Origin of the sequence: Erwinia aeris (assembly GCF_041224955.1) — a bacterium.
GTDB lineage: Bacteria > Pseudomonadota > Gammaproteobacteria > Enterobacterales > Enterobacteriaceae > Erwinia > Erwinia aeris.
In genome coordinates this window covers 145,259-171,630 of the sequence record NZ_JBGFFX010000011.1, presented here as the reverse complement: position 1 = coordinate 171,630, position 26,372 = coordinate 145,259, and the positions used below count along the sequence as shown (strand labels likewise).

At 55.3% G+C, this 26,372-nt stretch carries 24 protein-coding genes; 10 read left to right on the top strand and 14 right to left on the bottom strand.

Translation table 11 applies throughout. The features are described from left to right. Positions 1–11 precede the first annotated feature (11 nt). The gene (locus tag AB6T85_RS17575) at positions 12–920 is read left to right on the top strand and encodes a glycyl-radical enzyme activating protein (RefSeq protein WP_369896278.1); all 909 of its coding nucleotides are present in this window, start codon (positions 12–14) and stop codon (positions 918–920) included. Positions 921–1,266: 346 nt separating this feature from the next. Here the strand turns inward: AB6T85_RS17575 and AB6T85_RS17570 are convergent, their stop codons facing one another. The 5 genes from AB6T85_RS17570 to fucO all read right to left on the bottom strand — a co-directional run bounded on the left by AB6T85_RS17570 (position 1,267) and on the right by fucO (position 7,342). Next, complete coding sequence (locus AB6T85_RS17570; RefSeq protein ID WP_369896277.1) at positions 1,267–1,833, bottom strand: BMC domain-containing protein; 567 nt, start codon at positions 1,831–1,833, stop codon at positions 1,267–1,269. Between the two features lie 71 nt (positions 1,834–1,904). Further along, a complete protein-coding gene (locus AB6T85_RS17565; RefSeq protein WP_253458142.1) occupies positions 1,905–2,957 on the bottom strand; it encodes a helix-turn-helix domain-containing protein in 1,053 nt (350 codons plus the stop codon). Between the two features lie 14 nt (positions 2,958–2,971). Next, positions 2,972–4,201, bottom strand: coding sequence for a sensor histidine kinase (locus AB6T85_RS17560; RefSeq protein ID WP_369896276.1), 1,230 nt, complete (start codon positions 4,199–4,201; stop codon positions 2,972–2,974). A gap of 472 nt (positions 4,202–4,673) precedes the next feature. Continuing rightward, positions 4,674–5,981, bottom strand: coding sequence for an NAD(P)/FAD-dependent oxidoreductase (locus AB6T85_RS17555; protein ID WP_369896275.1), 1,308 nt, complete (start codon positions 5,979–5,981; stop codon positions 4,674–4,676). Between the two features lie 209 nt (positions 5,982–6,190). Beyond that, positions 6,191–7,342 (bottom strand): lactaldehyde reductase, encoded by a 1,152-nt coding sequence (gene fucO, locus AB6T85_RS17550; protein WP_369896294.1) that lies wholly within the window; start codon positions 7,340–7,342, stop codon positions 6,191–6,193. A 200-nt stretch (positions 7,343–7,542) separates the two neighbouring features. Between fucO and AB6T85_RS17545 the strand changes: the two genes are divergently transcribed. Next, complete coding sequence (locus AB6T85_RS17545; protein WP_369896274.1) at positions 7,543–8,238, top strand: tetratricopeptide repeat protein; 696 nt, start codon at positions 7,543–7,545, stop codon at positions 8,236–8,238. 210 nt (positions 8,239–8,448) lie between these two features. Continuing rightward, the gene (locus AB6T85_RS17540; protein WP_369896273.1) at positions 8,449–8,832 is read left to right on the top strand and encodes a hypothetical protein; all 384 of its coding nucleotides are present in this window, start codon (positions 8,449–8,451) and stop codon (positions 8,830–8,832) included. Positions 8,833–8,978: 146 nt separating this feature from the next. Here AB6T85_RS17540 and ampH read toward each other — a convergent pair whose 3' ends face one another. From ampH to opgB, 3 genes are all read right to left on the bottom strand, one after another. Then, positions 8,979–10,166, bottom strand: a complete 1,188-nt coding sequence (gene ampH / locus AB6T85_RS17535) for a D-alanyl-D-alanine-carboxypeptidase/endopeptidase AmpH (protein WP_253458157.1) — start codon at positions 10,164–10,166, stop codon at positions 8,979–8,981. Positions 10,167–10,255: 89 nt separating this feature from the next. Then, on the bottom strand, positions 10,256–11,818 hold the full coding sequence (locus tag AB6T85_RS17530) for a methyl-accepting chemotaxis protein (protein WP_301250653.1): 1,563 nt from the start codon (positions 11,816–11,818) through the stop codon (positions 10,256–10,258). Between the two features lie 183 nt (positions 11,819–12,001). Continuing rightward, entirely contained in the window at positions 12,002–14,299 is a 2,298-nt protein-coding gene (opgB, locus tag AB6T85_RS17525; protein ID WP_369896272.1) for a phosphatidylglycerol--membrane-oligosaccharide glycerophosphotransferase, read from the bottom strand. 510 nt (positions 14,300–14,809) lie between these two features. Between opgB and AB6T85_RS17520 the strand changes: the two genes are divergently transcribed. Next, entirely contained in the window at positions 14,810–15,961 is a 1,152-nt protein-coding gene (locus AB6T85_RS17520; RefSeq protein WP_369896271.1) for a porin, read from the top strand. Positions 15,962–16,009: 48 nt separating this feature from the next. Here the strand turns inward: AB6T85_RS17520 and AB6T85_RS17515 are convergent, their stop codons facing one another. Then, positions 16,010–16,399, bottom strand: coding sequence for a tautomerase family protein (locus AB6T85_RS17515; protein ID WP_253458169.1), 390 nt, complete (start codon positions 16,397–16,399; stop codon positions 16,010–16,012). 120 nt (positions 16,400–16,519) lie between these two features. On the opposite strand from AB6T85_RS17515, the gene AB6T85_RS17510 reads away from it, so the two are divergent. The 4 genes from AB6T85_RS17510 to AB6T85_RS17495 all read left to right on the top strand — a co-directional run bounded on the left by AB6T85_RS17510 (position 16,520) and on the right by AB6T85_RS17495 (position 19,053). Further along, on the top strand, positions 16,520–17,458 hold the full coding sequence (locus AB6T85_RS17510; RefSeq protein ID WP_253458172.1) for a LysR substrate-binding domain-containing protein: 939 nt from the start codon (positions 16,520–16,522) through the stop codon (positions 17,456–17,458). A 138-nt stretch (positions 17,459–17,596) separates the two neighbouring features. Further along, on the top strand, positions 17,597–18,115 hold the full coding sequence (mug, locus tag AB6T85_RS17505) for a G/U mismatch-specific DNA glycosylase (RefSeq protein ID WP_253458175.1): 519 nt from the start codon (positions 17,597–17,599) through the stop codon (positions 18,113–18,115). Between the two features lie 244 nt (positions 18,116–18,359). Beyond that, the gene (locus AB6T85_RS17500; RefSeq protein ID WP_253458178.1) at positions 18,360–18,512 is read left to right on the top strand and encodes a Hok/Gef family protein; all 153 of its coding nucleotides are present in this window, start codon (positions 18,360–18,362) and stop codon (positions 18,510–18,512) included. Between the two features lie 388 nt (positions 18,513–18,900). Next, positions 18,901–19,053: a Hok/Gef family protein gene (locus AB6T85_RS17495; RefSeq protein WP_253458180.1), complete on the top strand. Its 153-nt coding sequence runs from the start codon at positions 18,901–18,903 to the stop codon at positions 19,051–19,053. A gap of 119 nt (positions 19,054–19,172) precedes the next feature. Here the strand turns inward: AB6T85_RS17495 and rpoD are convergent, their stop codons facing one another. The 3 genes from rpoD to rpsU form a co-directional block, all read right to left on the bottom strand. Further along, entirely contained in the window at positions 19,173–21,017 is a 1,845-nt protein-coding gene (rpoD, locus tag AB6T85_RS17490; RefSeq protein ID WP_125287187.1) for an RNA polymerase sigma factor RpoD, read from the bottom strand. A 261-nt stretch (positions 21,018–21,278) separates the two neighbouring features. Beyond that, positions 21,279–23,024: a DNA primase gene (gene dnaG / locus AB6T85_RS17485; protein WP_253458182.1), complete on the bottom strand. Its 1,746-nt coding sequence runs from the start codon at positions 23,022–23,024 to the stop codon at positions 21,279–21,281. Between the two features lie 105 nt (positions 23,025–23,129). Next, the gene (gene rpsU / locus AB6T85_RS17480; protein WP_001144069.1) at positions 23,130–23,345 is read right to left on the bottom strand and encodes a 30S ribosomal protein S21; all 216 of its coding nucleotides are present in this window, start codon (positions 23,343–23,345) and stop codon (positions 23,130–23,132) included. Between the two features lie 303 nt (positions 23,346–23,648). On the opposite strand from rpsU, the gene tsaD reads away from it, so the two are divergent. Next, a complete protein-coding gene (tsaD, locus tag AB6T85_RS17475) occupies positions 23,649–24,671 on the top strand; it encodes a tRNA (adenosine(37)-N6)-threonylcarbamoyltransferase complex transferase subunit TsaD (RefSeq protein ID WP_253458183.1) in 1,023 nt (340 codons plus the stop codon). Positions 24,672–24,809: 138 nt separating this feature from the next. On the opposite strand, the gene AB6T85_RS17470 is transcribed toward tsaD, so the two are convergent. Both AB6T85_RS17470 and plsY read right to left on the bottom strand, forming a co-directional pair. Continuing rightward, complete coding sequence (locus AB6T85_RS17470; RefSeq protein WP_253458186.1) at positions 24,810–25,097, bottom strand: hypothetical protein; 288 nt, start codon at positions 25,095–25,097, stop codon at positions 24,810–24,812. Between the two features lie 117 nt (positions 25,098–25,214). Continuing rightward, positions 25,215–25,811 (bottom strand): glycerol-3-phosphate 1-O-acyltransferase PlsY, encoded by a 597-nt coding sequence (gene plsY, locus AB6T85_RS17465; RefSeq protein WP_253458189.1) that lies wholly within the window; start codon positions 25,809–25,811, stop codon positions 25,215–25,217. A 107-nt stretch (positions 25,812–25,918) separates the two neighbouring features. Between plsY and folB the strand changes: the two genes are divergently transcribed. After that, on the top strand, positions 25,919–26,278 hold the full coding sequence (gene folB, locus AB6T85_RS17460) for a bifunctional dihydroneopterin aldolase/7,8-dihydroneopterin epimerase (protein ID WP_253458192.1): 360 nt from the start codon (positions 25,919–25,921) through the stop codon (positions 26,276–26,278). Positions 26,279–26,372 lie beyond the last annotated feature (94 nt).

The following is a 26,372-nucleotide window of genomic DNA, read 5'->3' as shown; positions in this document are numbered from 1 at the left end:
CAGGACACAGGATGAAAGTCGACTACGAAACGGAAGGCGTGCTGTTTAATATTCAGCGCTATTCGCTGCATGACGGGCCGGGCATTCGCACTATCCCGTTTTTTAAAGGCTGCCCGCTAGCCTGTAAATGGTGCTGCAACCCGGAGTCGCAGCGCCCCGGGCCAGAGCTGCTTTTTAAAAACCGTGACTGCATCCGCTGCGGGAAGTGCCTGAGCGTGTGTCCCACGCAGGCGCTGTCGCCGGACAATCCTTTCTTTGTGGATCGCACGCGCTGCACGCAGTGCGGCGACTGTACGCAGGTTTGTCCGACCGGCGCGCTGGAGATGAAAGGCAAGCGCATGACGGTCGGCCAGGTAATGCGCGAGCTACAGAAAGAGGAAAATTTGTTCCGGCGATCCGGCGGCGGTATCACGCTCTCGGGCGGCGAGCCGCTGGCGCAGCCTGAGTTCGCTCGCGAATTGCTGAAAGCCTGCAAGGCGAAGGGCTGGCATACCGCAATAGAAACCACCGGTTTTACCAGTAAAGAGGTGATTGATGAGGTATTTCCGTGGGTCGATCTGGCGCTGACCGATATCAAAGCTATTCATCCGACGGTGCACCGGGAAAATACCGGCGTGGATAACCGACGTATTCTGGAAAATCTGCTGCGCATCTCTTTTATCACCAAAACGGTGGTGCGCGTGCCGGTGATCCCGGGCGTTAACGACAGCCCGGAAGAGATCCGGCGCATTGCGGAATTCGCCCGGCTGATGATGAACGTCACCGAGATCCATCTGCTGCCTTACCATAATTTTGGTGAAAACAAATATGCTCTGCTGGGCCGCGACTATCCGCTGCGGGAAAGCGCTGCTAAGGTCAATATCGAGCCGCTGAAAGCGGTGGTAGAAGGGCTGGGGTTTACCTGCCATACCGGCGGCTAGCGATGGTGATTGGGCGATCGCAACAAACGGACAGCGTTGGCCGACGGCCAGGGCACGTGGTCGCCTGGTGATCAAAGCAGAGGGGCAATCGGGGTAAAGGAGATGACACGGTTGGCCGGAGGTAAAACACAGGGTCAATTGGGGTAAAGGAAAGCTGGTGATAAAGAGACGGGATCGACTGCGGTAAAGGAAAGGTATACGGTTTGGCTGGTGATAAAGACACGGGAGCGACCGCGGTAAAGGAAAGGTATACGGTTTGGCTGGTGGTAAAGATACGAGATCGGCTGCGGTAAAGGAAAGACGCACGGTAGGCTGGTGATAAGGAAAAGCGCGGCGCCACCACCGCCTATTTTTTGCGTTGGCCGGAACGACGTGCCGACTTATTACCTTTAGTTACAGCATCCTGAACAGGGGATATCGCATCGGAAGACGGCTCGTTGGCGTTGATATCCGCTCCGTTATTGACCGGATCTGTCTCTGCTTCGGACCTGGGTTGTACTGGTGCATCACCAGGCGAAACCAGCTGCGTTAAGGTGACGTCAGGCACAACAGCTTTCGCCGTTACGTCGTCATGCAAAGCAGTCTTCGCGCCTGTGTCGGCAGGCAAAGCAGGCCGCGTTGGGGCTACCGATTTACAGGTAATTTGCGTCATCGCCTCAATGCCCTCTGCCGCTCTGGCTATGACCCGACGGGCGTAAAGCTTGCCCATGCGGCTGGCTGCCACCGCGCCTGCTTCGACGGCAGCATTCACCGCCGACACCTCTCCCATTAATTTCACCAGTATCAGACCGTTTCCTTTGGTCTGCTCGCAGCCTGCCAGCGTCACGTTGGCCGATTTCAGGGCCGCATCGGCGGCTTCCACCGCGGCGGCCAGCCCCACGGTTTCAATCAGCCCAAGGCTTTTTCCGGGCATAGCGTTCTCCTTAATGTTATCCCGCTATTTTACCGGCCTCCCTGACGGAGCCAGGGAAACTATTTTGCCCGTTACAGAGACTTTTTTGTCTGGTCTTTATTGTTTCCGGTCGCCGTCATCTGACGACAGTAGTCTGACGGCGCCATGCCCGTTTCCTTTTTAAAAATGCGGCAGAAATAGTTGGCATCCTGCCAGCCAAGCTCCAGTGCAACAGTATGAATATTCAGATCGCTGAACTGTAACAGGGCGCAGGCAAACTGCATTTTGCGATGGGTAACGTAAGCGGAAAAACCTGTGCCCGTCTCTTTTTTAAATTTTCGGCTCAGGTAGCAGGCGCTGATAAAAGATTTGGCGGCAATACCATCCAGCGTAACGTTTTCCGTTATGCCTCGTTCAATATGAAATTTTGCCCGGGCGACAAAGGACTGCGTGCTTGTTTTCAGGGCTGCATCAAATATTTCCCGGCTTGCCTGCAACAGCAGCAGAACCAGACGCCGGTAGCGCGCCTTGCTCACACCGTCCTGCCCGACCTGTAGCGCCAGCATGCCGATCTTTTCCCGCATCGGCGGCCTTAATGACGCCTGCCGACATATCAGTTCCAGCAGCAGAACCAGCTCGCGGCTTGCCTGGTTGTCCCCAAAAAAGGCGCGTCTGTGTACGTCCAACAGCAGGTCATGCCATTGCGGATAGTCACACCGGGCAATAAGCGTCTGAAGCCGCCGCTTCAGCGCTTCGCCATGGGCGGTTCCGTGCGCATCAGCGTTCAGGCTACCGTTAACCTTATCAATGATGGCCTGCTTTTTTATCGGTTTCAGCAGATAATCTTCAATCTGCAAAGGCAGCATACTGCGGAGAAGATCAAAGTCGTCGCTGGCGCTGGTGACGATAACACGGGTAGCGCTGCTTTTGGTGCGCAGATACTGAATAACCTGCCTGCCGTCGGGGCGGGGAATGGTCAGGTCGACAAAAATCAGGTCGATATGCGGCAGTTCATCAATCAGCTGCATGGCTTTTCTACCGGTCGGAGCGTCATAAATCAGCACGCCTTGCTGACTGGCCGCTACAATGCGGCGCAGGCTTTCCGCTTCCATCGGTTCATCTTCAACTATCACCACGGTGGACATAACCGGCTCCTGTTTTACGACTGAGGCTGAAGAGGAAAACGAAGTTTGATGGTGGTGCCCATCATGGGACGGTGGGCGCTAAAGATCTCCAGCCCGTAAGCGTCGCCAAACAGCAGCTGCAGGCGCTGCATAATATTCCTTATGCCTATTCCCTGCTTATTGTCCTGCGGCCCGCTTAAAATTTGCGTTATCGTCTGTTGTGCGATGCCATCGCCGTTATCGCTGACCTCAATAATAAGATCGCGACCATCGTCGGTTGCGCGAATATGGAGTACGGCAGGTATTTCCCGCGGTTCAACAACGTAATTAAAGAAATTTTCCGCCAGCGGTTGCAGCGTTAAAAAAGGGCAGGCGACGCCATAATATTTTTCCGGAATAGCGCAAAGATAAGTGAAACGGTCCGGCATTCTGACTTTCTGCACTGCCATATAGCTGTTGACGTAGTGGATATCTTGTTCAAGCGTGATAACGGCATGATTATTTTTGCGTAGCAGATAGCGCATCATATCGGAGAAATCATGCACCATGGCTTCCGTCCGCGGCGCTTCTTCCAGAAAGGCCAGTCGGCCAATGGTATTCAGCACGTTAAATAAAAAATGCGGATTAAGCTGGTAGCTCAGCGCTTTAAATTCCGCCTCGTGCAGCAGTTTTTCCGTTTCCACTCGCCTGCGCAATTCACGGGTCAGCTGCCGTTCTTTTTTATGCAGTTCGCGCTGTATGGTGGTGGCCCAGGCCTGTTCCACCAGGCAGGAAGCCATATGCAGCAGGGTTTCAGCCAGTAGCTCAAAGCGGCGATAGGGGGTAATCGGTATTGCCTGATGAAAGCGCTTCAGAGAGGGGGTGATTTTTCGACGCGGGCGATTGGGCAGAATGCAGGGGATCGTTTTTGCCTTTTCCGCTTCAACTCTGGCCTGACCCGCAATAAAAGCGCCCAGATAATGCTCGTTAATAACCACAGGTACGGCAAACTCAACCATGCCGCAGCAGCAGCGGTAGATGACCGGTTTCCGCGCCTGCATGGCCGCCCGACCGCCGGCATTGTCGCAGGCGTGGCAGCGTTCCGCCTGGTCCGGGTTTTGGCGGTAGCGGGCGCAAAAGTCAGAAAAGCCGCTTGGCCTGGTGACGGGGAGACCAGCGGCGTCCACCACTACCAGCGCAATTCTCATTGTCTGGCTGAAGTTGTCCTGTAGCTTTTGCAGCCTGTGCGTATCCAGAAAATCCGCGATCTTATATTCAGCTTCCATGCTAAATACCTTATGCAAGTCGATATCAGGGTAATGTAACGTAAGCAATACGCTTTAATAGTGCACGGCTTCACAGCTGACAAATATTTTTTATACAGATGGAATGCCGCCGCGCTGCCTGAGCCTGCTTTGGTCGTGCGGCGATATTCAGATCGGCGATCGTCTCCTTTTTGGCGCTTCCTGACCCTGGCCGATGTTTGATAAATAGCAAAAGCTGCTGCCGGTAGAAGATAATTACAGTGTGCTGGCAGAGATGACGAGATTTGGCTGAGCGGAGAGGCCAACGGAATAATAAAGCCCGGTTTTAATTTTTTTAGTCTGCAGCGTATATGTCTGTCTGATATTTACGCTGCAAAATTGCCTGTAGCTACAGTCAGAGCTGTCCGGCTTGCTATTCAAAGGCATTACTACCTAAAACCTTACGCCGCCGCTAATGGCTGAGTAAATAAAGCGATTCGCGGCGGTGCCCGCCTTACGCTTCCTTTCTCCCCAGCCAGCGCTCTTTCAGCAGCGAGCCAGCAATGGCCGCATCCAGCAGCGGGGAGGGCGGCAGGTAATTTGCTTCGCCCAGCGCCAGCATCGTGGCCGTCAGCGGATTATCATAGCCTAGCGCATAATCCGCCAGCAGCGATCCCGCGATAGTCTGCTTAGAGATCCCCGCCCCGTTGCAGCCGCTGGCGGTGTAAACAGCGCCGCTCAGTGCACCCCAGACCGGTGCGCCGTTGCGGGTTACGCTGATGGTTCCCGACCAGCTGTGGGTCAGGCTGACGTCCCTGAACTGGGGGAAAATCTTGTCGAAAGTGGCTCTGTGCAGCCGCGTGGCGGCATAAGTTTGCGTAGCAGTTACGCGGCCGTGTAGGGCCGGCACCACGTGTTGACGAATTAAAATGCGGCGATCGGCGGTGTAGCGCAGCGTGGCGCCCGCGATGGCGTTAACCGGCGTCAGGCCCCAGCTCTTCATGATCGGCAGCCGCTGGCGCTGTTCATCGGTTAGCGGCGCGGTCAGGCTGGCGAAAGTCGCCATGGCCGCCTGCTTGCTGATGCCCGGCGCCAGTTCGCGGGAAAGGGCAGCGGTTGCCAGCATCACTTTCGGCGCACAAAGCGTGCCGAAAGGCGTGACAAGGCGATTTATTTTGCCGTAGTGAATGGCCATCACCGGCGTCATATCATAAAGAGTGACGTTTTCCGGCAGCGTTGCGGCCAGCCCGATCGCCAGGCTTGCCGGGTTGAGCAGCACCGCGCCCGGCGTATAGATGCCCTTGTGATAAAAATGCGTGCCCAGCTTTTGCGACAGCGTCTCGCGGTCAAGCACCTCATAAGCCTCGTCCATCAGCTCAAGGTTATCGCGATACTCCTGCAACACGCTTTCGCTGCGTGCATCGGCCTGGCAGTGATACTTCCCGGCCTTCTCCCATTCGCAATCGATCCCTCGATCCGTCACGATCGTTTTTAATTCGTCGATCCCGGCCTGTAATAAGGATCGATAATCCTGCGCCTTTTTCAGCTCCGCCGTCGAGCTGCCAATATTATGCGGCAGGCCGATCGCAAAGCCGGAGTTTCTGGCTGAAGAGCTTTCCGCCGCGCTGGCGGCATCAACCACCACAATTTTCAGGTTCGGATTGTGACTGGCCAGCCGACGAGCGAAAGCCAGACCGGCAAAGCCTGCGCCGACGATCGCCCAGTCCGCTTCGCAGTCGCCGCGCAGCGCAGGACGGCTTGCAGGCGTCTCGCGCAGCCAGCCATTGTGATTCTGGTTAAAAGGTATTGAGGCGTATTTCACTGTAACCATCCCTGAACGAGCCGTTCGTTAGCAAAGCAGCAAGGGCCACACCGCATCTGCTTACTCTTTTTTGTCATGTATCAAGCCATGACGCCGCCATCAGCTATCTTGTGCCTGGCCGATTGCGGCATCAATCATTCAGCAGCGTTCCGGCAGGCGGCTTCACTGCCTGCGCAACATGCAGGCGCAGCGGCCTGCATAGCGTGCGATCAATAGATTTTGCGGTAGAGGCTGGCGATATCGTCCAGCGTTGCTTCTCGTGGATTGCCGCCGGTGCAAACATCGTCCAGGGCGGCCTGCGCCAGCGCCGGAATATCTTCTTCTTTCATGCCCACATCGCGCAGGCGGGCAGGAATGCCGACGTCGACAGAAAGCTGTCGGACGGCTTCCACGGCGGCTTCTCTTGCCTCGCCCAGACTCATGCTGCACACCCTGGTGACGCCCATCGCACGGGCGATATCACGGTACTTCTCGCCGGTGAAATCGGCGTTCCACGCCATAACGTGCGGCAGGATAATGGCGTTGGCGACGCCGTGCGGCACGTTGTAGAACGCGCCCAGCGGGTGAGCCATACCGTGCACCAGGCCCAGCCCGACGTTGGAAAAGCCCATGCCTGCCACGTACTGGCCCAGCGCCATATCCTCTACGCCCTGCTTGTCGCCAGCTACGGAAGCGCGCAGCGAACGGTTGATAATCTGAATCGCCTTCAGATGCAGCGCGTCGGTCAGCTCCCAGGCGCCCTTAGTGGTGTAGCCTTCGATAGCGTGGGTCAGCGCATCGATCCCCGTGGCGGCCTTGAGTGAAGGCGGCATACTCGCCATCATGTCCGCATCGATAATAGCGACGACCGGAATGTCGTGCGGATCGATGCAGACAAATTTACGGCGATTTTCCTCATCCGTAATCACGTAGTTAATGGTGACTTCCGCCGCCGTGCCTGCCGTGGTCGGAATGGCGATAATCGGTACGCAGGGATTTTTGGTTTTGGCAAAGCCTTCCAGACTGCGAACATCGGCGAATTCAGGGTTGTTGATAATGATGCCGATAGCTTTTGCCGTATCCTGCGGCGAGCCGCCGCCGATGGCGATCAGATAGTCCGCCTGTGCGGCTTTAAATGCCGCTACGCCCTGGGTAACGACGGCGATAGTCGGGTTCGGCACCACCTCGTCATAAATGACGTAAGGAAGATGATGCCGATCCAGCAGCGAGGTGACCTTTTCAATTACGCCCGCTTTAAGCAGCGTTTTATCCGTGACCAGCAGCGCTTTTTTAAGGCTGCGCTGGCTGACTTCATGGACGATTTGCGAGATAGCGCCGGGACCGAACCAGGAGGTCTCATTCAGAATCATTCTTTGTAGCATCATCTTCTCCACTCGTTTCAAATTTTTTAAAATCACAAACGTTATTATCACTGGCTGGAAATATGCGGAGGAATGCCCGGACGAGTATTGATTAAGATCAGGTCACGGCGAGTCTTCAGGATGGAGTAATGACTATCAGGGCTTATCTTTACGGTAGGGTTTGTTAAGCTGCGGGTTCGTTAATTTTATAAGGTAGAGCTATGTTACGTGCAATCACGGCCGGAGTTTTGATGGTTTCCCCAATGATGGCCTTTGCCGATGCGGATCACCCTGAAATCGACTGTATGAAAATTAAGAACTATGCCGCAGCAGGCGATAAAGCTTATAAAGCAAAGCAGTATGAAAAGGCACGCGACAGCTATACAGAACAGGTAGCCTGGAGTGAGAGTTGCCAGCTTCCAGATAGCGCTATTGCGGTAGCTTATAATAATGTGGCGCTCACCTGGATACGTCAGGGAGACTATCGTAAAGCAAAAGCCTGGCTGCTGATTGATGAGAAAGACGCCAAATCGCAATATAATCTGGGGTTAATAAAAGAGAAACTTGCTGCCTTACCGCAGCCTGCTTCGCCCGCTGGTGAATACTGGGAATACGCAGGAAAAGGGATGTGGAATAGCTACAGCATCTCGGCAGAACAGGACCACTACAAAATTAACTTTGATGGCGTCTCGCCAGGGCTGATGGCGATGTATTACGGCCCGAATATCGGCAGCCTTGAAGGAAAGGCCACCATCCAGAACGGCAGAGGCGTACTGCAACAACGTGAGGAAGGTGACTGGGGCAACTGTGATGTCACGCTGCTCTTTACCCCAATGGATTTAACGACTCAGGTTAACGGTGACTGCGGGTTTGGTCATAACGTTTCTGCGGCTGGCCATTACATTCGCGTTGAATAGCATCGTTGGACTGAACGCTCGGCAGCCCGGCCGAAATAAAGAATAAGGAATCCTGGCGGCCGATGGCTTATAAACCCAGCCGCGACGATATTCTCTGCCTGATTTTATTTATGCCTGACGTAATCCGCTTTTTTGCGCCGGTCCATCCGCTTTTTTCAGAGCAAGGCATGGCGTCAGCTTTGGTCTGACGGGGCTCGTGCGGTTCTTCTGATGGGCGAGGTTCTCGCGGTGTACAGGACTTTTCTGGCATGCGAGGCTCTTCTGATTCGCACAGCCCCTGTAGTGCACGAGACTCTTTTGGCGTGCAAGCCTCTGCTGATGGGCACAGCTCCCATAGTAGGCGAGTGTCTTTTGGCGTATGCGATTCTCCTGACGTGTGCCGTTCTTCTGGCAAGCGTGACTGCCGTGGTGCGCGCGGTTCTCGAGGTTTACGCGGTTCTCGCGGCGTTCGCGGTTCCCGTGGCTCTCTTGGTTCACGCGGTTCCAGCGTTTCTCTGGGCGTACGCGGCTGTCGCGGTGTACGAGGTTCGCGCGGTTTTTTCTCTGCCGGTTCTGTTTTTTCCTGCACGCTGGCTCCTGATAAATGAACTTTAAAGCCCAGCTTAACAAACGCCGGGGCGCTCAGGAAATGTCGGTGGAAAAGAGCGGGTTTCCCCGCTCAGACGAATACCGCCGCCACGTTTTCAATACGCTTATGCGGCAGGGCGGCGATAACCCAGCAAGACCATCGCCGTCGACAGCTACTCGCTTTCCATTATGGAGGCGGCCAGCTGCGCGCTGTCCGGCGTGTTGCCGATAAGCTCCGTCAGCAGGTTGTTCACCCCATCGCTCATTGGCGTGAAGCGGGTCTGCGGCGAGCGCGTCACCACGATAAACACGCCGACGCTATAGCGCGGCACCATCGCCATATAGGTAATAAAGCCGCCGCCGCCGCCGGTTTTCTGGATAATGCCCGGGCGGCCGCCCTGCGGCGCCATATAAACCCAGCCCATACCCAGCGCGGAGGCTTTGCCCGGCACGTCCATTCCCTCGACGTTGGTCAGCTGGCCTCGCTGATAAATCATGGTCTGAATGCGATCGGCCTGAGGCGAACGCGCCTGCAGATCGGAAGACAGGAATTGCTGCATCCAGCGGCCCATATCGTCAGGCGTCGAATAGACGCCGCCGCTGCCGATAGCGGCCAGCGTATTGGTGCAGGGGCTGGCGCCTTTTTCCGCGATCATCAGACGCGAACACTGCTCGGGCGAGGGGGTAAAAGTCGTATCCTTCATGCCTAAAGGGCGCGTAATTTCACGCTGTAGCAACGCCGGATAGGAGGTGCCTGCGGCGCGAGCCAGCGCATCGCCCAGCAGATCGAAAGCCAGATTGGAATAGGCGGCGCGGGTGCCCGGCGCGGCTTTCAGCTGCGCATGTTTCAGCCAGTTCCAGCGCTGGCTGGCGGTTGGCCAGACGAAAACAGGCCGGTTCGGCTTGCCGCCGGGCTGCTCGCGGGGCAAACCGCTGGTATGCGTAGCCAGATTAATCAGGCGGATCGTCTGGCCTGCATAGGCCGGTACCGCGCTGCCCGGCGGCGCATATTTGCTTAGCGGATCGTCAAGCCGCACCACGCCTTTCTCCGCGAGCTTAACCAGCAGCTCGCTGGTCATCAGCTTGGTCAGCGAAGCAATACGGATAACGGACGTTTTCTGCGGCCTGACGCTGCTGCCGGGACGCACCGAGCCAAGACTGGTAAAGACGCGCTGGTTGGCGTCAATCGCCACCATCGCCATGCCGGTCGCTTTGGTGTTATAGAAGATATTCTGCGCGTAGCGATCGACAATCTGCGAGGCCAGTAAAGGATCGGGAGAGGTTCTTGCGGCCAGCGCGCCGAGCGGAAAAAGGACGCAGAGCGCCAGCAGGTGGAGTGGTTTCAACGTGCGTATATCCATCGGGAGCGGAAAAGTGCCCTTATACTAATCTTTTTCCTGGAGAGGAAAAAAGAGCGGCGGCCCTCTTTTTTACGGGCCGCCGTTAGCCGTCAGGCCGCGTTGTGGCTTACTTTGAAGATGCCGATGGCGCGGGAAAGCTGTTCAGCCTGTTCCTGCAGCGATTGCGCGGCGGCGGCGGATTCATTCACCAGCGAGGCGTTCTGCTGCGTAACCTGATCCATCTGGGTAATCGCCATATTGATCTCATCAATGCCGGTGCTCTGCTCGTGGCTGGCGATAGAGATTTCGCCCATGATTTCCGTCACGCTTTTCACGCTGGCCAGCACTTCTTCCATCGTGGTGCCCGCTTTGGCGACCTGCTTGCCGCCTTCGTCCACTTTATTCACGGAATCCTGGATCAGCTGCGCAATTTCTTTAGCGGCGGAGGCCGAACGCTGCGCCAGGTTGCGGACTTCCGAGGCGACAACGGCGAAGCCGCGACCCTGCTCGCCCGCGCGGGCGGCTTCCACGGCGGCGTTAAGCGCCAGGATATTGGTCTGGAAGGCGATGCCGTCAATCACGCTGATAATGTCGACAATTTTCTTCGACGAGGTGTTGATCATTTCCATGGTGCTGACGACCTGATTCACCGCCGAGCCGCTCTGCACGGCTACTTTCGAGGCCAGCGCGGCCAGCTCGTTAGCCTGACGAGCATTGTCTGCGTTTTGCTTCACGGTAGAGGTCATCTGCTCCATTGCGGAGGCGGTCTCCTCCAGCGAGCTGGCCTGCTGCTCGGTACGGGAAGAAAGATCCATATTGCCCAGTGAAATTTCGCCGGAGGCGGTAGCGATTAGCTCGGTGCCGGAGCGAACTTCGGTCACGATACGCAGCAGGTTTTCATTCATGGTTTTCAACGCCTGCATCAGCTGACCGGTTTCGTCAGTTGAATTCACGCGGATCTGCGTACGCAGATCGCCCGCCGCCACGTTTTCAGCAATACGTACTGCTTCGCGCAGCGGGGCAACGATAGAGCGGGTCAGGAAATAGCCCAGCACGACCGCCAGCAACGCCGCCAGCGTGGAGAAAATCAGCGTAATGCGGATTGCGGTAGCGCCATCGGCAACGGCGTTAGCGCCTTCCGCCTGCAGCTGTCCGGACTGTGAGTCGGCAAAACGCTTTACGATATCCAGATAGGCGGTTTGGGCAGGCGTCATTTTCATCAGCGCATAGTCGGCGGCGGCATCCTGATTACCGGCGCGCACTAAAGTAAGCAGCTCACTTTTGGCCGCTTCAAACTGCTGCGCCGCCTCTTTTACTGCCTGGATTTTCTTGATGCCGACTTCGGTTGTTTGCAGTTTGGCAATCTTGTCTATCGTCTGGTTGGTTTGCTGCGTCACGCTGTCCAGCTGGCCGTAACGCTTCTGGTTTTTCTCCGGATGCGAAGTCTCAATAACCATCCCGCGCAGATATTTAATCTGATCGTTAACCCCGTCGCGCGCGTCAAAAGCCAGCCTCACCTTGATATAGCGATCGTTAACAATGCGATCCACCGCGCCGTTAATGCTGCCGATTTTTACAATAGCCGTTACGCTGACCACGATTAATAACAGTATTACCAGGGCAAACGCCGCGCCGAGGCGCACGCCGACTTTCAAGTTTTTTACAGAAATCATCCGGATTGTTCCTTGCTGTTTAAAAAAGAGTCACTGAGGAAACCTTTAGCATTACAGGGGCATTAAATCGGCAGCAGGCGTGAAAACTTGATGGCATTGTGAGCGAAATCGCGCATAAGGCATGGACGGAAAAGAAAAAATGCGGCGGGCTTCCCCGGCCAGGGCGGCCGGGGAGAGGACAATTTACTGAACAGGCACGACTTTTAAACTTACCAGCCCGATGCCAAGCTGACGGGCGGTGAAACCGGCTACCGCGCCTTCGGCAGTGGTTTCCGGCACCGGCGCTCTGATAACCAGCGTGCGTTCCCGTGTCGGGTTGGACAGGCGAATGCTGACCGTACTGTCGCTATGGCTCAGGCGGAACGTCTGCTCGCTATCGCCAATTTTAACAACGAAAGGCCGCTGGCTGTTGGCGCCAAACGCGCGGGCCGTCAGCAGCAGATCGAAGGTTTCCGGCAGCGGCTCCAGCCAGGTAAGGGTGACTTCAGGCAGCAGTCCGGCATCCGACCAACGTCCGCCCCAGGGTTCGATATAGGAAAGGCCGGTGACCTTCTGCACCTGTTTGGGTAGGCCAGGCAGGGCAAACAGCAGCGTGTCGGAGGCATAGCGTAAATCCTCATCGGCAATGCGCAGCCGGGTCACGGTTTGCTGATAGCGTTCCTCGCTTTGATCACCAATCTGGCGGAAGCCCACGCGGCCCTGAGTCACGCCGGGGTTGATCTCGCGGATAGTTGGCGGTGAATTCAGCGTGCCGTCGGCAATGCACAGCTGCCTGTTAAGCGCCAGTTTCTCATCCCAGACATCGCCCATTTTAAAGCAGCTATCGATCCAGACGAACTTCTCATCCGGCGCAAAATTAGCCAGCTGCTGTTTTAACGGCGGCGCCAGATAGACATCGAACTTCGGCTCGATTTTGCCCGGTTTAACGGAGAGCAGCAGCGGCAGTTTGAAATGCACGCCGGCAAAGCTGAAGGTGTTATTCACCGTGTCCGTTTTATAATCGGCAATCGCCTTCGGAAAATTCCACAGTTTAATCACGTCCGGCTTCCACTCGTTGATCTTCTCTTTGATATTCAGGTAAGTCGCGGCAAGAGAAGAGGACGAGAGGCTGCTGCGCCCCAGGCCGATAAAGTTATCGCCGCCCAGCGCGTCCAGCACCGTCGCGCCGTTGTCCAGCGTGCTGCGCTTAACCGCAATGACTTTACCGTCGTCGTTATCGCCACGCAGCATAAAGAAGAGATTGCTGCGGTCGTGCTGGTTAAGGAATTTCCAGGCGGTATTGTTCATTGCCAGATGATCGGAGCTGACCACGATAATCGTATTTTTAAACCACGGCGTGGTGCGGATCCGCTCTATCAGATGCGCAATATGCTGTTGGCTGCAGGCGACAGCGGCGAAAGATTTGTTTTGTTTGCCTTCCCACAGATAGCTGTTGCGCTGGCAGCTGCGCGAAATAAAACCGTCAGGGTGGTGCGTATCCACCGTCAGAGCAAACAGCGAGAAAGGCTGACCCTGCTGCGCCAGCTCGACATATTTATCGTAAACGCTATCCAGCACCGTATCGTCATACCAGCCCCAGTCGTTACGGTAGCTCGGATCTTTCACTACGCTTTTCAGTTCGTTAAATCCATACAGATGGTCGAACCCGTGCGAGGAGAGGAACAGATCTTTACCGGCAAAGCTCAGGCTGGCGCCCTGGTAGAAGTAGTTTTGATAACCCGCCGCTTTCAGAATGTCGCCCAGGCAGACATTCTGCGGATAGAAAGTTGAAAGCGAGCTGGAGGCGTTGCCGTCGAAAGGCGCGAACAGCGGGATACCGCACTGCGAGGCGACCATTCCCGCAATCGTATATTCGGTGCCGGGCAGCTGCTGGGTGTTGCTGAAATCCAGCGAACCCGCTTTGACGGCGTTAAGTTCCGGCGCAAGATGGGGAAAGGCTGCTTCGTCAAAGTAGGTGCGCTCCAGGCTCTCGGCATAGATATAAACCAGATTCGGTTTATCGCCGCGTATCTGCGTGCCGGGCACCTTATAGTGCGCGTAAAAATCGGAGTCGCCTTTGCCCAGCTGCGATTTCAGCAGATCGGCCACCTGCTGATAAGCGGGCGTGGTTTTGATCGAGGCCAGCGCCAGCACAATCGCCAGCAGGCCGCAAAGCTTGCTGCCGCTACGCTTTTGACCGCGTCGTAAGATCCAGGCAAGCAGGGCAAACAGTACCAGCAGCGCCAGCACCATGCCTGCGGCCGGCAGCAAATATTTACCGATGCCCGCGCCGCTCAGGCTGTTGGTGAGGGTATAGATAACCGCGTCATTAATGCCTTCGCCCGTAAAGTAGTTGCTGGCAAGCAGCGAAGCATTCAGCACGATATAAATACCCAGAAGTAAAACAATCGCGGAAAAGCCCAGCCTGTTTTTTCCAGCTTTCCAGCTGTACAGCGCGGCCGAGGCGATAAAAAGAAGCAGTGAAAGTGATTCAGATCCCATTATTTTTTATATTCCCCGAAAAAGGCAGTCCCTGCCGGTATTCATCACCAATTTGTAGCGAATCTTCCAATTTAACGCAGCCGGTTAAGGCTGGCAATAAGCGGCCAGACGAGAAAAATGACCGCCGTCACGGGGATAAACTTTCGTTGAGGTTCTGTTTAACTTCGCGTTTAACGAGGCTCAGGGACGCTGGCAAATCGTCAGAGCTAAAAATAAATTAATTAAAGATTAAGGCCTTCGCTGCCGAAAACCTGGTCAGGCTCTCCAGCGTTATCGGGAAACAGGGGCACAACGTGGACAGGGAATAAGAAACGTGTCGCCTCGGGCGTTTATTGGCAGGCGCTTTTAGCAATTCTAAAACAAAAATAGATAAGAGATTTTACAAAAGCCTTTTTTATCCGCTGTACTGCCGCGCTTAATCCCTATAATCGCGCGCAAAATCGGCTTTATGTGACGTTTTTTTGCTTTTTCGTTCTCTCTTTTTTTAGCAATGCTTTACAGGGCTACATAATGTTAACAAAAATGCGCGTGTTAAGTCAGGCTGTCGGCCTGGCGCTGGTGATGGGCGGAGCGTCTTTTGCCGCAAACGCTGAAGTAACGTTGATCAAACAGGATCCGCAGGCGGGCGATCCGCTGAGCCGTCTGAATTTCACCGTTGGCGGCAGTATCCGTCCCCAGTTCAATAACCTGACCGGCGACGACGGTAAAAATGCCTATAAGCGTAACGGCTTTGATGGCGGCACTCGTTTCCGTTTCCTGGCCGATTACTACCTATTTGACGATGTCAGCTGGGTGGGGTATTACGAGCTGGGCGTAAATATTCCGGCGCTGTTCGACTGGGGCAACCATTATGCGGCCAAAGCGCATGACACCAGCCGCCGTATGCTTTACACCGGTTTCCAGAGCAAGACCTGGGGTAAACTGACCTTCGGTCAGCAGAACAGCGTGTATTACGATGTGGTCGGCGCGAAAACCGATATCTGGGACTACGACATGCTGGCGCAGGCGCCGGGCAACGGCATCAACGGCGACTACGACGGTTCTTACCGTTCACGCAAAATGCTGAAGTATAAAAACACCTTCGGTAATGCGGACGTGCTGGCTTCTTATCTGTTTGCTGATAACGAATATTTGCCGGGTGATGGCCTGCGCTACAAGCGTCAGGGCGGCGGCTCGCTGGGCGTGGATTACCATCTGAGCAAAGAGCTGACCTGGGGCGCGGCGTGGAACTATACCCGTGCTGATATGCGTAATCCGGGCACCGGCGACGATAAAACCTGGAACCAGAACATTTACGGGACTTCCCTTAGCTGGAAGCCAGACAGCTGGACCTTCTCGCTTGGCGGCGGCTATTACCAGAACTATCTGCTGAGCAAGAAAAAAGGCGTGGATAACTACTTTGCTGGCGATGCGTGGGGTATTGAGTACCTCGCGGGCTACACCATCCCGGTTGGCAACTACGGCCTGAAAACCTTTATGCCGTATGTGATGGGCGACCGTCTGGAATACGTTAACGATCGCGACTATCAGCGTATCGATAACGGCGTGGGGATCACCTTCCAGCTCGACTACGGTTTCCGCGTGGATTATGAACACGTCTTTACCTCAAGCAGCGATAACCTGGGCGATATGAACCTGGTGCGTCTGCGTTACGACTTCTGATGCTCGCTTTCCCCGGCTTCGGCCGGGGATTGTTTCACGGCCCACGCCTCAAAGCTCGCCTGTCATATACTGCGCCACGCCGTTACCGAAGCTCCAGTCGCCCTTGCTGTTAGTGATAAAGCTGATCATCACGTCGGCCGGTGAAATACCGCAGCTTTCTTGTAGTTCACGACACAGTTCCGCCATAAAAAATTGCTTCTGCTCATCGCTGCGTGGACTGGTAAACACCCGTACCATCACCAGGTTATCGGTGCGCGTCAGCCCCAGGCCGGTATCCTCAAACACCATCTGATAAGGCTTGTTTTCGTGAACAATCTGGTAGCGATCGCGCGCCGGTACTTTAAAAGCGGCCAGCACGGCGCGGTGCGCGGCATCCAGCAGCGTTTTCAGTTCCGATTCCGAGCGACCCTGAATGACGTCAAATTGCAGTAATGGCATGGTTTTCCCCTTAAAATATAGTGTAATGGCACCTGAGCGGCAGAAGTTACTTTAGGGACATTAGCGCGCGGGAAAAAGCGCTATAGTTGAAATGATTATTTATTATAGTGAACAATGACGATGGCTATAAAAACCGATGCGTTATGGCTACATCTTCACTGGCTGACCGTGCTGGCTGAGCAGGGCAGCTTTACCCGCGCGGCCGAAAGGCTGGAAGTCAGCAAGGCCGCCATGAGCCAGAAAATCAAAGAGCTGGAGCAGCAGGCGGGCGTGCCATTGGTAACCAGAACCACCCGTACCCTGCGGCTGACCAGCGCGGGCGAAAAACTGGTTGAGGAGCTGCGTGCGCCTTTCGCTCAGATAGAACAGAGTTTTTTCAGTGTGCGCGATTCGGCCGGGCCGCTGCGGGGATTGATCCGCGTAACCGCGCCGGTCGCTTTTGCCCGGCAGCAGCTGGTGCCGCATATCACCGCTTTCCTGAAAGAACATCCCCAGGTTCGTGTACAGCTGGAAGTGTCCGATCGGCTGGTTTCTCTGGCCAGTGAAGGGTTCGATCTTGCCATTCGCCACAGCGATACGCTGCCCGATACGCATGTAGCGCTACCGCTATGCGCCACGCGCGCGCTGGTTGTGGCATCACCGGTTTATCTGCGCCAGTACGGCCAGCCGCAAACGCCGCAGGCGCTAAGCGAACATCAGTGCCTCTACTATCCGCGCGGCACGGAAACGCCGCAGTGGACTTTTTGCCGGGAAAACAGCAGCGAAAAAGTCGTGGTTAATGTCAGCGGCCCCTTCGCGACCAATAATAGCGAATCGATAAGGGATGCCGCGCTGGAAGGATTGGGCATCGCGCTGCTGCCTGATTTCAGCGCGCAGGGTGCCCTTGCCGACGGAAGACTGGTCGAGGTTTTGCCGCAGTGGCGAACGCCGGGCGCTTTTGCCGAACATCTTTACGTCGTCCGTCCCTGGGCTGCTCAGGTCCCACGGGCCGTAAGCGGATTCGTACACTGGCTGCGCGATGCTTTCGAGCGCCAAAGCAAAAGCGCCATGGCGCCGTAAGCTACCTTTAAAGCTATTGATCACGAAGATGAAGACACGCAGGGCGGCCGCCCTGAAAGTGATTGCCGCTTTGTCAGCAGGAAGAGGCTGTGAAGCGCTGAGCTATTTTACTCTTCCCTGAACGACAGGAGAAAACGTATGGAAGCCGAGATACATGGCATCAACGATATTCTTGCGCCCGACCTTAGCGTGATTTTTTGCGGCATTAACCCGGGGAAATCTTCTGCGCATACCGGGTTTCATTTTGCGCATCCCGGAAACCGCTTCTGGAAAACCATCTGGCAGGCGGGTTTCACCAAGCGTCAGCTAAAGCCGGAAGAGGAAAAGCTGCTGCTGACCACGCGCTGCGGTATCACCATGCTGGTGGAAAGGCCCACCCGTGAGGCTACGGAGCTTTCTGCTACGGAGCTACGCGAAGGCGGCAAACTGTTAGTCGATAAGATCATGCGCTATCAGCCCGAGGCGCTGGCGGTATTAGGCAAGCAGGCCTATAAGCAGGCTTTCGGTGTCGGTAAGGTGGCATGGGGCAGGCAGCCGCATAAGCTGGGTGAAACGGAAGTCTGGGTGCTACCCAATCCCAGCGGGCTGAACCGTGCTTCGCAAGAGGAGCTGGTGGCGGCCTATAAAGAATTGGTAATGGCTTTAGCTGCTCGTTGAGACGATTTACATCGGCGTTGCAGGAAAATCAGAGCCAGCGTCAGCTTTAGTAAATTGCATCAGCGCGGGGAGAGGAAGGGCGTTACACTGCGCGACGGGTGCTCAGGATCTTTTTGTTCCGGGCAGCCGGGACAGAAAGAGAAAAGCCCCACCCGACGTCAGTCAAAGTGAGGCTACTTTCTACATCCAACAGTGTAAAGGTAGCCTTTTACCCGCTGTAAAGCAATGGAAAAGGAGGCCTGGGATGGCGCAAAAATTGTTCGCGCTCTGTTTAATAGTGGTCTGTGTAACGGTGATAGCCGTTATCTGGATCACCCGCGGCTCGCTCTGCGAGCTGCACGTTAAGCAGGGAGGTACAGAGGTTGTGGCCAGCTTAGCCTGCAACGCCGCAGGGTAGGGCAAACCGCCGGCGGACAGGACGTCTGCCGGCGCATTGTTGGGAGGATCCTTGAGCACCCTTCTTAAGGCACCTTAAAAACGCCTTCATTCAATCCGCTACATATTCCCTGGTACGATCACCACGGTAGACGGCCTTAGGCCCTGCCGTTTTCACGCTTGTTGCAGGAAAATCAGATCCAGTATCAGGTTTAGTAAATTGCGCCAGCGGAGGGAGATAAAGCGCGCTACACTGCGCGACGGGTGCTCAGGATCTTTTTGTTCCGGGCAGCCGGGACGGAAAGAGAAAAGCCCCACCCGACGTCAGTCAAAGTGAGGCTACTTTCTACATCCCACAATGTAAAGGTAGCCTTTTACCCGCTGTAAAGCAATGGAAAAGGAGGCCTGGGATGGCGCAAAAATTGTTCGCGCTCTGTTTAATAGTGGTTTGTGTAACGGTAATAGCCGTTATCTGGATCACGCGCGGCTCGCTCTGCGAGCTGCACGTTAAGCAGGGAGGTACAGAGGTTGTGGCCAGCTTAGCCTGCAACACCGCAGGGTAGGGCAAATCGCCGGTGGACAGGACGTCTGCCGGCGCATTGTTGGGAGGATCCTTGAGCACCCTTCTTCAGATAGAAAAAAGCCCCGGCCTGGGCCGGGGCTTCTTGTCACACAGGCTGGATTAATCGTCCAGGAAGCTGCGCAGTACTTCGGAGCGGCTTGGATGACGCAGCTTACGCAGCGCCTTGGCTTCAATCTGACGAATACGCTCACGGGTAACGTCAAACTGCTTGCCGACTTCTTCCAGCGTATGGTCGGTGTTCATATCGATACCAAAACGCATACGCAGCACTTTCGCTTCACGCGCCGTCAGGCCGGCCAGCACGTCGTGAGTCGCTGAACGCAGGCTCTCGGAGGTGGCGGAGTCCAGCGGCAGCTCCAGCGTAGTGTCTTCGATAAAATCGCCCAGATGCGAATCTTCATCATCACCGATCGGCGTCTCCATGGAGATTGGCTCTTTGGCGATCTTCAGCACCTTGCGGATTTTATCTTCCGGCATCAGCATCCGCTCGGCCAGCTCTTCCGGCGTAGGTTCGCGGCCCATTTCCTGCAGCATCTGGCGGGAGATACGGTTGAGCTTGTTGATAGTCTCAATCATATGCACCGGGATACGGATGGTGCGCGCCTGGTCAGCGATAGAGCGGGTGATAGCCTGACGGATCCACCAGGTAGCATAGGTCGAAAACTTATAGCCACGGCGATATTCAAACTTATCTACGGCCTTCATCAGGCCGATGTTGCCTTCCTGGATCAAATCCAGGAACTGCAGGCCGCGGTTGGTGTACTTTTTAGCAATAGAGATAACCAGACGCAGGTTAGCCTCAACCATCTCTTTTTTCGCACGACGCGCTTTCGCTTCGCCGATGGACATCCGGCGGTTGATATCTTTTACCTGTTCAATCGTCAGGCCGGTCTCTTCTTCAATCTGCGCCAGCTTCATCAGGCTGCGCTGAACGTCTTCCGACACGTCCTTGAGCTTCTCGGACCACGGTTTGTTCATTGCCAGCGCGGCGTTGAACCAGGTTTCGCTGGTTTCATTGCCGGTGAACAGCGTGATGAAGTTCTTTTTCGGCATCTTACAGATTTCAACACACAGTTTCATGATGAGGCGTTCCTGAGTACGGACGCGATCCATCATGGTACGCATGTTGTTCACCAGGTAGTCAAACTGCTTCGGCACCAGGCGGAACTGTTTAAAGACGTCGGACAGGTTTTGGATCTCGCTGACGGCGTCGGCATGGCTGCGGCCTTTGGCCTTGATCACCGTACGCGTTTTCTCGTACTGCGTGCGCAGCTCGGTGAATTTCTCACGCGCCAGTTCCGGGTCGATGCTGTTGTCATCGTCAGCGGTGTCGTCGTCGGACTCTTCGTCTTCGTCTTCGTCGTCGTCGCGCTCTTCTTCAGAGAGTTCAGAACCTACATGCGTTGCCGTAGGCGCAATCTCTTCTGCCGCGTTCGGATCGACAAAGCCGGTGATCATATCGGAAAGACGAGCTTCGCCAGCCTCGACGCGATCGTACTGCTCCAGCAGGTAGGTGATAGCCTCCGGGTATTCGGCAACGGAACACTGCACCTGGTTGATGCCGTCTTCGATACGCTTGGCGATGTCGATTTCGCCTTCGCGCGTCAGCAGTTCGACGGTGCCCATTTCGCGCATGTACATACGGACCGGATCGGTAGTCCGCCCGATTTCAGATTCAACGCTGGAGAGTACCTGAGCAGCCGCTTCGGCAGCATCTTCGTCCGTATCGCTGCTGTTTTCATTCAGCATCAGATCGTCGGCATCAGGCGCTTCTTCCACAACCTGTATGCCCATGTCGTTGATCATCTGGATGATGTCTTCGATCTGATCGGAGTCGACGATATCTTCCGGCAGATGGTCATTGACCTCGGCATAGGTCAGATAGCCTTGCTCCTTACCACGGGTGACAAGCAGCTTCAGCTGTGACTGCGGGTTTTGCTCCATAAGACGGTATCCACACTTCTGTTAAATTAGATTGGTGTTGGTCGGCTAAGTTTAAGCAGCCAACAATAACAGTGAGGGCGTTGGTTTATTGCCGCTGCCCATCGTGGCGGCTGCCAGGCTCAACCTGGCGGATAGTCGGCACTTAAGCCGCGGATATGCTGACAGAAGCTTTTTTCCTGCCGGTCTATTGCTGATAGCGTTTAAACCGGCTGCGACGATATGCGCTTCATCATGTTTCCATCGCCGCTGTTAATTCGTTTGTTACTGTTTTTTCAGGGCCTGGCTGAGCGTCCAAAATTCACGACGCTCTTCGGCATTCAGGCCGTGCGTGCGGTCGCGCGCAATTAACTCTTCCAGCCTGCGCTCCAGCGCCGCATCATACATGCTGGCCAGCGAGTCCTTGAACATGGTTTCCACTTCATCCTCAACTATCATGTGGTTCCATGTTGCCAGCGTTTCAAGGCTTTGGCTAAATTTTGTGCCGCGATAAAGTTCCAGTAACTGGCCCGTCGTCAGGCCAGGATGCGCTACGCAAGTACTCACTAACTCTACGAATAGCGGGAACCCGGGAAGCTCCGAATTATTCAGCCCTTCCAACGAAGGAACCATCGTCGCCAGCGCCGGATTCTGGATCAGCAATCCAATCAGTATACGCATGGTTGTGCGTTTTAGCTGGGGCTGCTGGGGCAACTTCGCGCCTTCGCTTTGTTTTGGCAGCAGTTTTTCCAGCTGGCTATCGTCCAGAATGCCCAACTTGTTGCCCAGTTCCTGACGCAGATAGATACGCAGCGTTTCCCCTGGTACCTGGCTAATCAGCGGCAGCGCCAGCGTACTCAGCTGGGCTCTGCCGTCCGGGGAACGCAGATCAACCTGCGGCATCAGCGTATCGAACAGGAAAGCGGAGAGCGGCATCGCCTGCTCCATCCGCGCCTCGAACGCGTCTTTTCCCTCTTTCCGCACCAGCGTATCGGGATCTTCGCCGTCCGGCAGAAACATAAAGCGTAGCTGACGTCCGTCATTCATGTAAGGCAATGCGGTTTCCAGCGCACGCCATGCTGCTTCCCGACCCGCTCTGTCGCCGTCGTAGCAGCAAATTACCGTATCGGTCGTGCGAAAAAGCAGTTGGATATGCTCGGGCGTAGTGGAAGTGCCGAGCGATGCAACGGCATAATCAATGCCGAACTGCGCCAGCGCCACCACGTCCATGTAGCCTTCCACCACCAGAAGCTTAGCGGGTTCTGGATGTTTCTTTTGCGCTTCATACAGGCCGTACAGCTGGCGGCCTTTATGGAATATTTCGGTTTCCGGCGAGTTAAGGTATTTAGGGAGTGCATCGCCGACAACGCGGCCGCCAAACCCGATAACACGTCCACGCTTATCGTGGATAGGAAACATAATGCGTTCACGAAAACGATCGTAGCTGCGTCCCTGATCGTTGGTGACCAGCATACCGGCATCGCTCAGAGACTGGCGGTCTTCCTGGCTGCGACCAAAACGTTTTAGCGCGTTATCCCAACCCGCAGGCGCAAAGCCAATCGAAAAATGCCGGATAACATCGTCGCTAAGACCGCGTTTGGTAAGATAATCGCGCGCGCCAGCCGCCTGGTTCTGCGTAAGCGACTGCTGGTAGAAATCATTCAGGCTGCCCATCAGCTGATAAAGACTCTGGCGCTGATGACGCTCTAACTGACTGGGGCCGGAACCGCTCTCATACGGCACTTCGAGGCCGTAAAGCGTTGCCAGTTCTTCAATGCTTTCGACGAACTCCAGCCGATCGTAATTCATTAAGAAATCGATCGCGTTGCCGTGCGCGCCGCAGCCGAAGCAGTGGTAAAACTGTTTTTCACCGTTGACGGTAAAAGAGGGCGTCTTTTCGTTATGAAAGGGACAGCACGCGTGATAGTTCTTGCCCTGCTTCTTTAGCTTTACGCGCGCATCGATAAGATCCACGATGTCCGTGCGAGCCAGCAAGTCATTGATAAATACGCGTGGAATTCGTCCAGCCATAGGCCTATCAGCTCATAAACGAGAACAAGCCGCGCATTCCTTTCGGAAAGCACGGCCTTGTATACTACTACTGGTCTGTGAAGCCTGAGGGCAAGCCCTCAATAATTAGTACAGACGAGTGCGGCGTGCGTTTTCGCGAGCCAGTTTCTTCGCGTGGCGTTTCACAGCAGAAGCTTTAGCGCGCTTACGTTCGGTAGTAGGTTTTTCATAAAACTCACGACGACGAACTTCAGCCAGAACGCCTGCTTTCTCGCAAGAACGCTTGAAGCGACGCAGTGCTACGTCAAATGGCTCGTTTTCACGTACTTTAATTACCGGCATGTAACTCTCACCTCGATAAATTCGGTTTTGTTGCTGACGTCAGTGCCAGCTTGTTTCAAAATGGTGCGGAATTTTACTCCAACACAGGCTGCGTTGTAAAGCACCATAGCATAATGTCTCACCAACAGATGCGCCTGTGCGGCTGCCGGTTTTTTCAGGGCAAGGATTATACCGCACTCGAAGAGGCGAGGCGATGAAATTTTCCTCTTATCGATCATGGCGATCGGTGGATAACGCGGAAATTTGCCGCAGCGCGAAGCGGCTTCATGTTACACTGCGCGCCGCAAGAATGAGGTAAATGCCATGCGTGTGCTCGGAATAGAAACTTCCTGCGATGAAACCGGTATCGCGATTTACGACGATAATGCCGGATTGCTCGCTAACCAACTTTACAGCCAGGTCAAACTGCACGCCGACTACGGCGGCGTGGTGCCGGAACTGGCTTCGCGCGATCACGTGCGTAAAACCGTGCCTTTAATTCAGGCTGCCCTAAAAGAGGCGGGCCTGCAGGCGCAAGATATAGATGCCGTAGCCTATACCGCAGGGCCTGGCCTTGTTGGCGCGCTGCTGGTCGGGGCCACCATCGGTCGTTCGCTGGCTTTTGCCTGGAACGTGCCGGCGGTGCCGGTACACCACATGGAAGGGCATTTGCTGGCGCCGATGCTGGAAGACAATCCGCCTGCGTTTCCCTTTGTCGCGCTGCTGGTTTCCGGCGGTCATACGCAGCTGATTAGCGTCACCGGCATCGGTGAATACCAGCTGCTTGGCGAATCCGTGGATGATGCGGCCGGCGAAGCCTTCGATAAAACGGCCAAGCTGCTGGGTCTGGACTATCCGGGCGGGCCGATGCTGTCGAAAATGGCGCAGCAGGGCGTGGAAAAGCGCTTTATCTTTCCGCGTCCTATGACCGACAGGCCTGGGCTGGATTTCAGCTTTTCCGGTTTGAAAACATTCGCAGCGAATACCATTCGTGAAAACGCCGGTGACGATCAGACGCGCGCGGACGTGGCTCGTGCCTTTGAAGATGCCGTTGTCGATACGCTGATCATCAAATGCAAACGCGCGCTGGAGCAAACCGGCTTTACGCGGCTGGTGATTGCAGGCGGCGTCAGCGCTAACCGTACGCTACGGGCAAGAATGGCCGACGTGATGCGAGCGCGGGGCGGAGAGGTGTTTTACGCCAGGCCGGAGTTCTGCACCGATAACGGCGCGATGATCGCCTACGCGGGTATGGTCAGGCTCAAAGGCGGGACAAGCAGCGATCTGAGCGTTAGCGTCCGTCCGCGCTGGCCGCTTGCAGAACTGTCACCGCTGCAAAGCGACTGACATTGACTCGGCGTTGTTTGCGGAACTGTCGCTGCTGCAAACCGAGTGACGTTAAAGCGGCATAGCTTGCAGAACTGTCACCGCTGCAAAGCGACTGACATTAAAGCGCCATTGCTTACGGCAATGGCGCACGGCCTGTTAGTTGCCCAGCAGGCCATTCAGCCAGCCGCCGATCAGCGGAATACCGGCGATAAGGCTTTCGATCATACCGCCAGCCTGACTACCCAACGTTGAACCGATATCTTTGCCCAAATCGGGATAGAAAGAGCCTATGCTGACCTTACCGATTAGCGGCAGCTCCACGCCTGTATTAGCGACCAGACCGTACAGGCCGTTGCCGACATAGCTACCTATGCTGCTCAGCGCTTCCTGAATATAGCCAGCGCCGCTGACCTGCATCACTTCATGCTGTGTTAATTCTTTCATCACGTTTCCTTGTAATAAAAAATAAACCCGCATCTTATGTGCGGGTTAATAATTTTATTAGATTAACGCGAAGGCCGTAAACCTGTTTTTTTAGAATTAACAGGATATTACATGAATTTATTTGCGCTTTTTCTTCCAGATTTTAGTTTCCTGGCCGCGCCAAAGGCGCTGGATATTGTCGTGATGGCGCAACAGCACCAGACAGGAAAGCATCGCTACCGGAAAAGTCAGCTGCGGTTTAAACCACCAGACATAAAACGGCGCGATCAGCGCGCTGATAATGGCGCCTAACGACGAATAGCCGCTCAGCAGAACGGTCAGCAGCCAGGTGCCGGTCATCAGGCCGGTGAGATCCCAGCCGATCGGCGCGATGGCGCCAAACGCCGTCGCCACGCCTTTACCGCCTTTAAACTGGAAAAAGATCGGATAGATATGACCCAGACAGGCCGCGATAGCGATCAGGCCAAGCCAGAAGGGCGAAAGCCCGAAATGATAAGCCAGCCAGACCGGCAGCATACCTTTCAGGATATCAAACAGCAGGACGAGCAGCGCAGGCGCTTTACCGCCGAGACGCAACACGTTAGTGGCACCGGGATTGCCGGATCCATTCTGTCGCGGGTCGGGTAATCTGAACAGTCGGCATACCAGGATTGCGCTGGAAATAGAACCGCACAGATACGCGAAAATAATCATACCGGGCGCGAATATGCTCATAACACCGTTCCGTCTTCAGGGGGTCGTTTTGTTCTCGTCATCCGTGGATAATACGCATAATCCGTCGGAAGTGGTATCCGGCAACCGCAAAAACAGAGACTCGCATCATGGATATTGTATTTATTGAACAGCTGTCGGTTATCACGACTATTGGTGTTTACGACTGGGAACAGACGATTTCGCAGAAGCTGGTGTTCGATGTCGAAATGGCCTGGGATAACCGCGTCGCGGCGGCCAGCGACGACGTCAACGACTGCCTGAGCTATGCGGACGTTTCCGAAGCGATTATTAACCATGTCGCAGGCGGCCGCTTCGCGCTGGTCGAGCGCGTGGCAGAAGAGGTTGCCACCCTGCTGCTGACGCGTTTCGGGTCGCCGTGGGTGCGGATCAAACTGAGCAAGCCGGGCGCGGTAGCGCAGGCGCTTCAGGTTGGCGTAATCATCGAACGAGGGACTATTCCGAAATAAGCGCAATGTGATTGCCATCACGATGAAACCAAACCACATTATGGGCTGTCTGAGGATTGGCCCGCCTTTCTGCGGGCACAATTTTGGCGGTGGC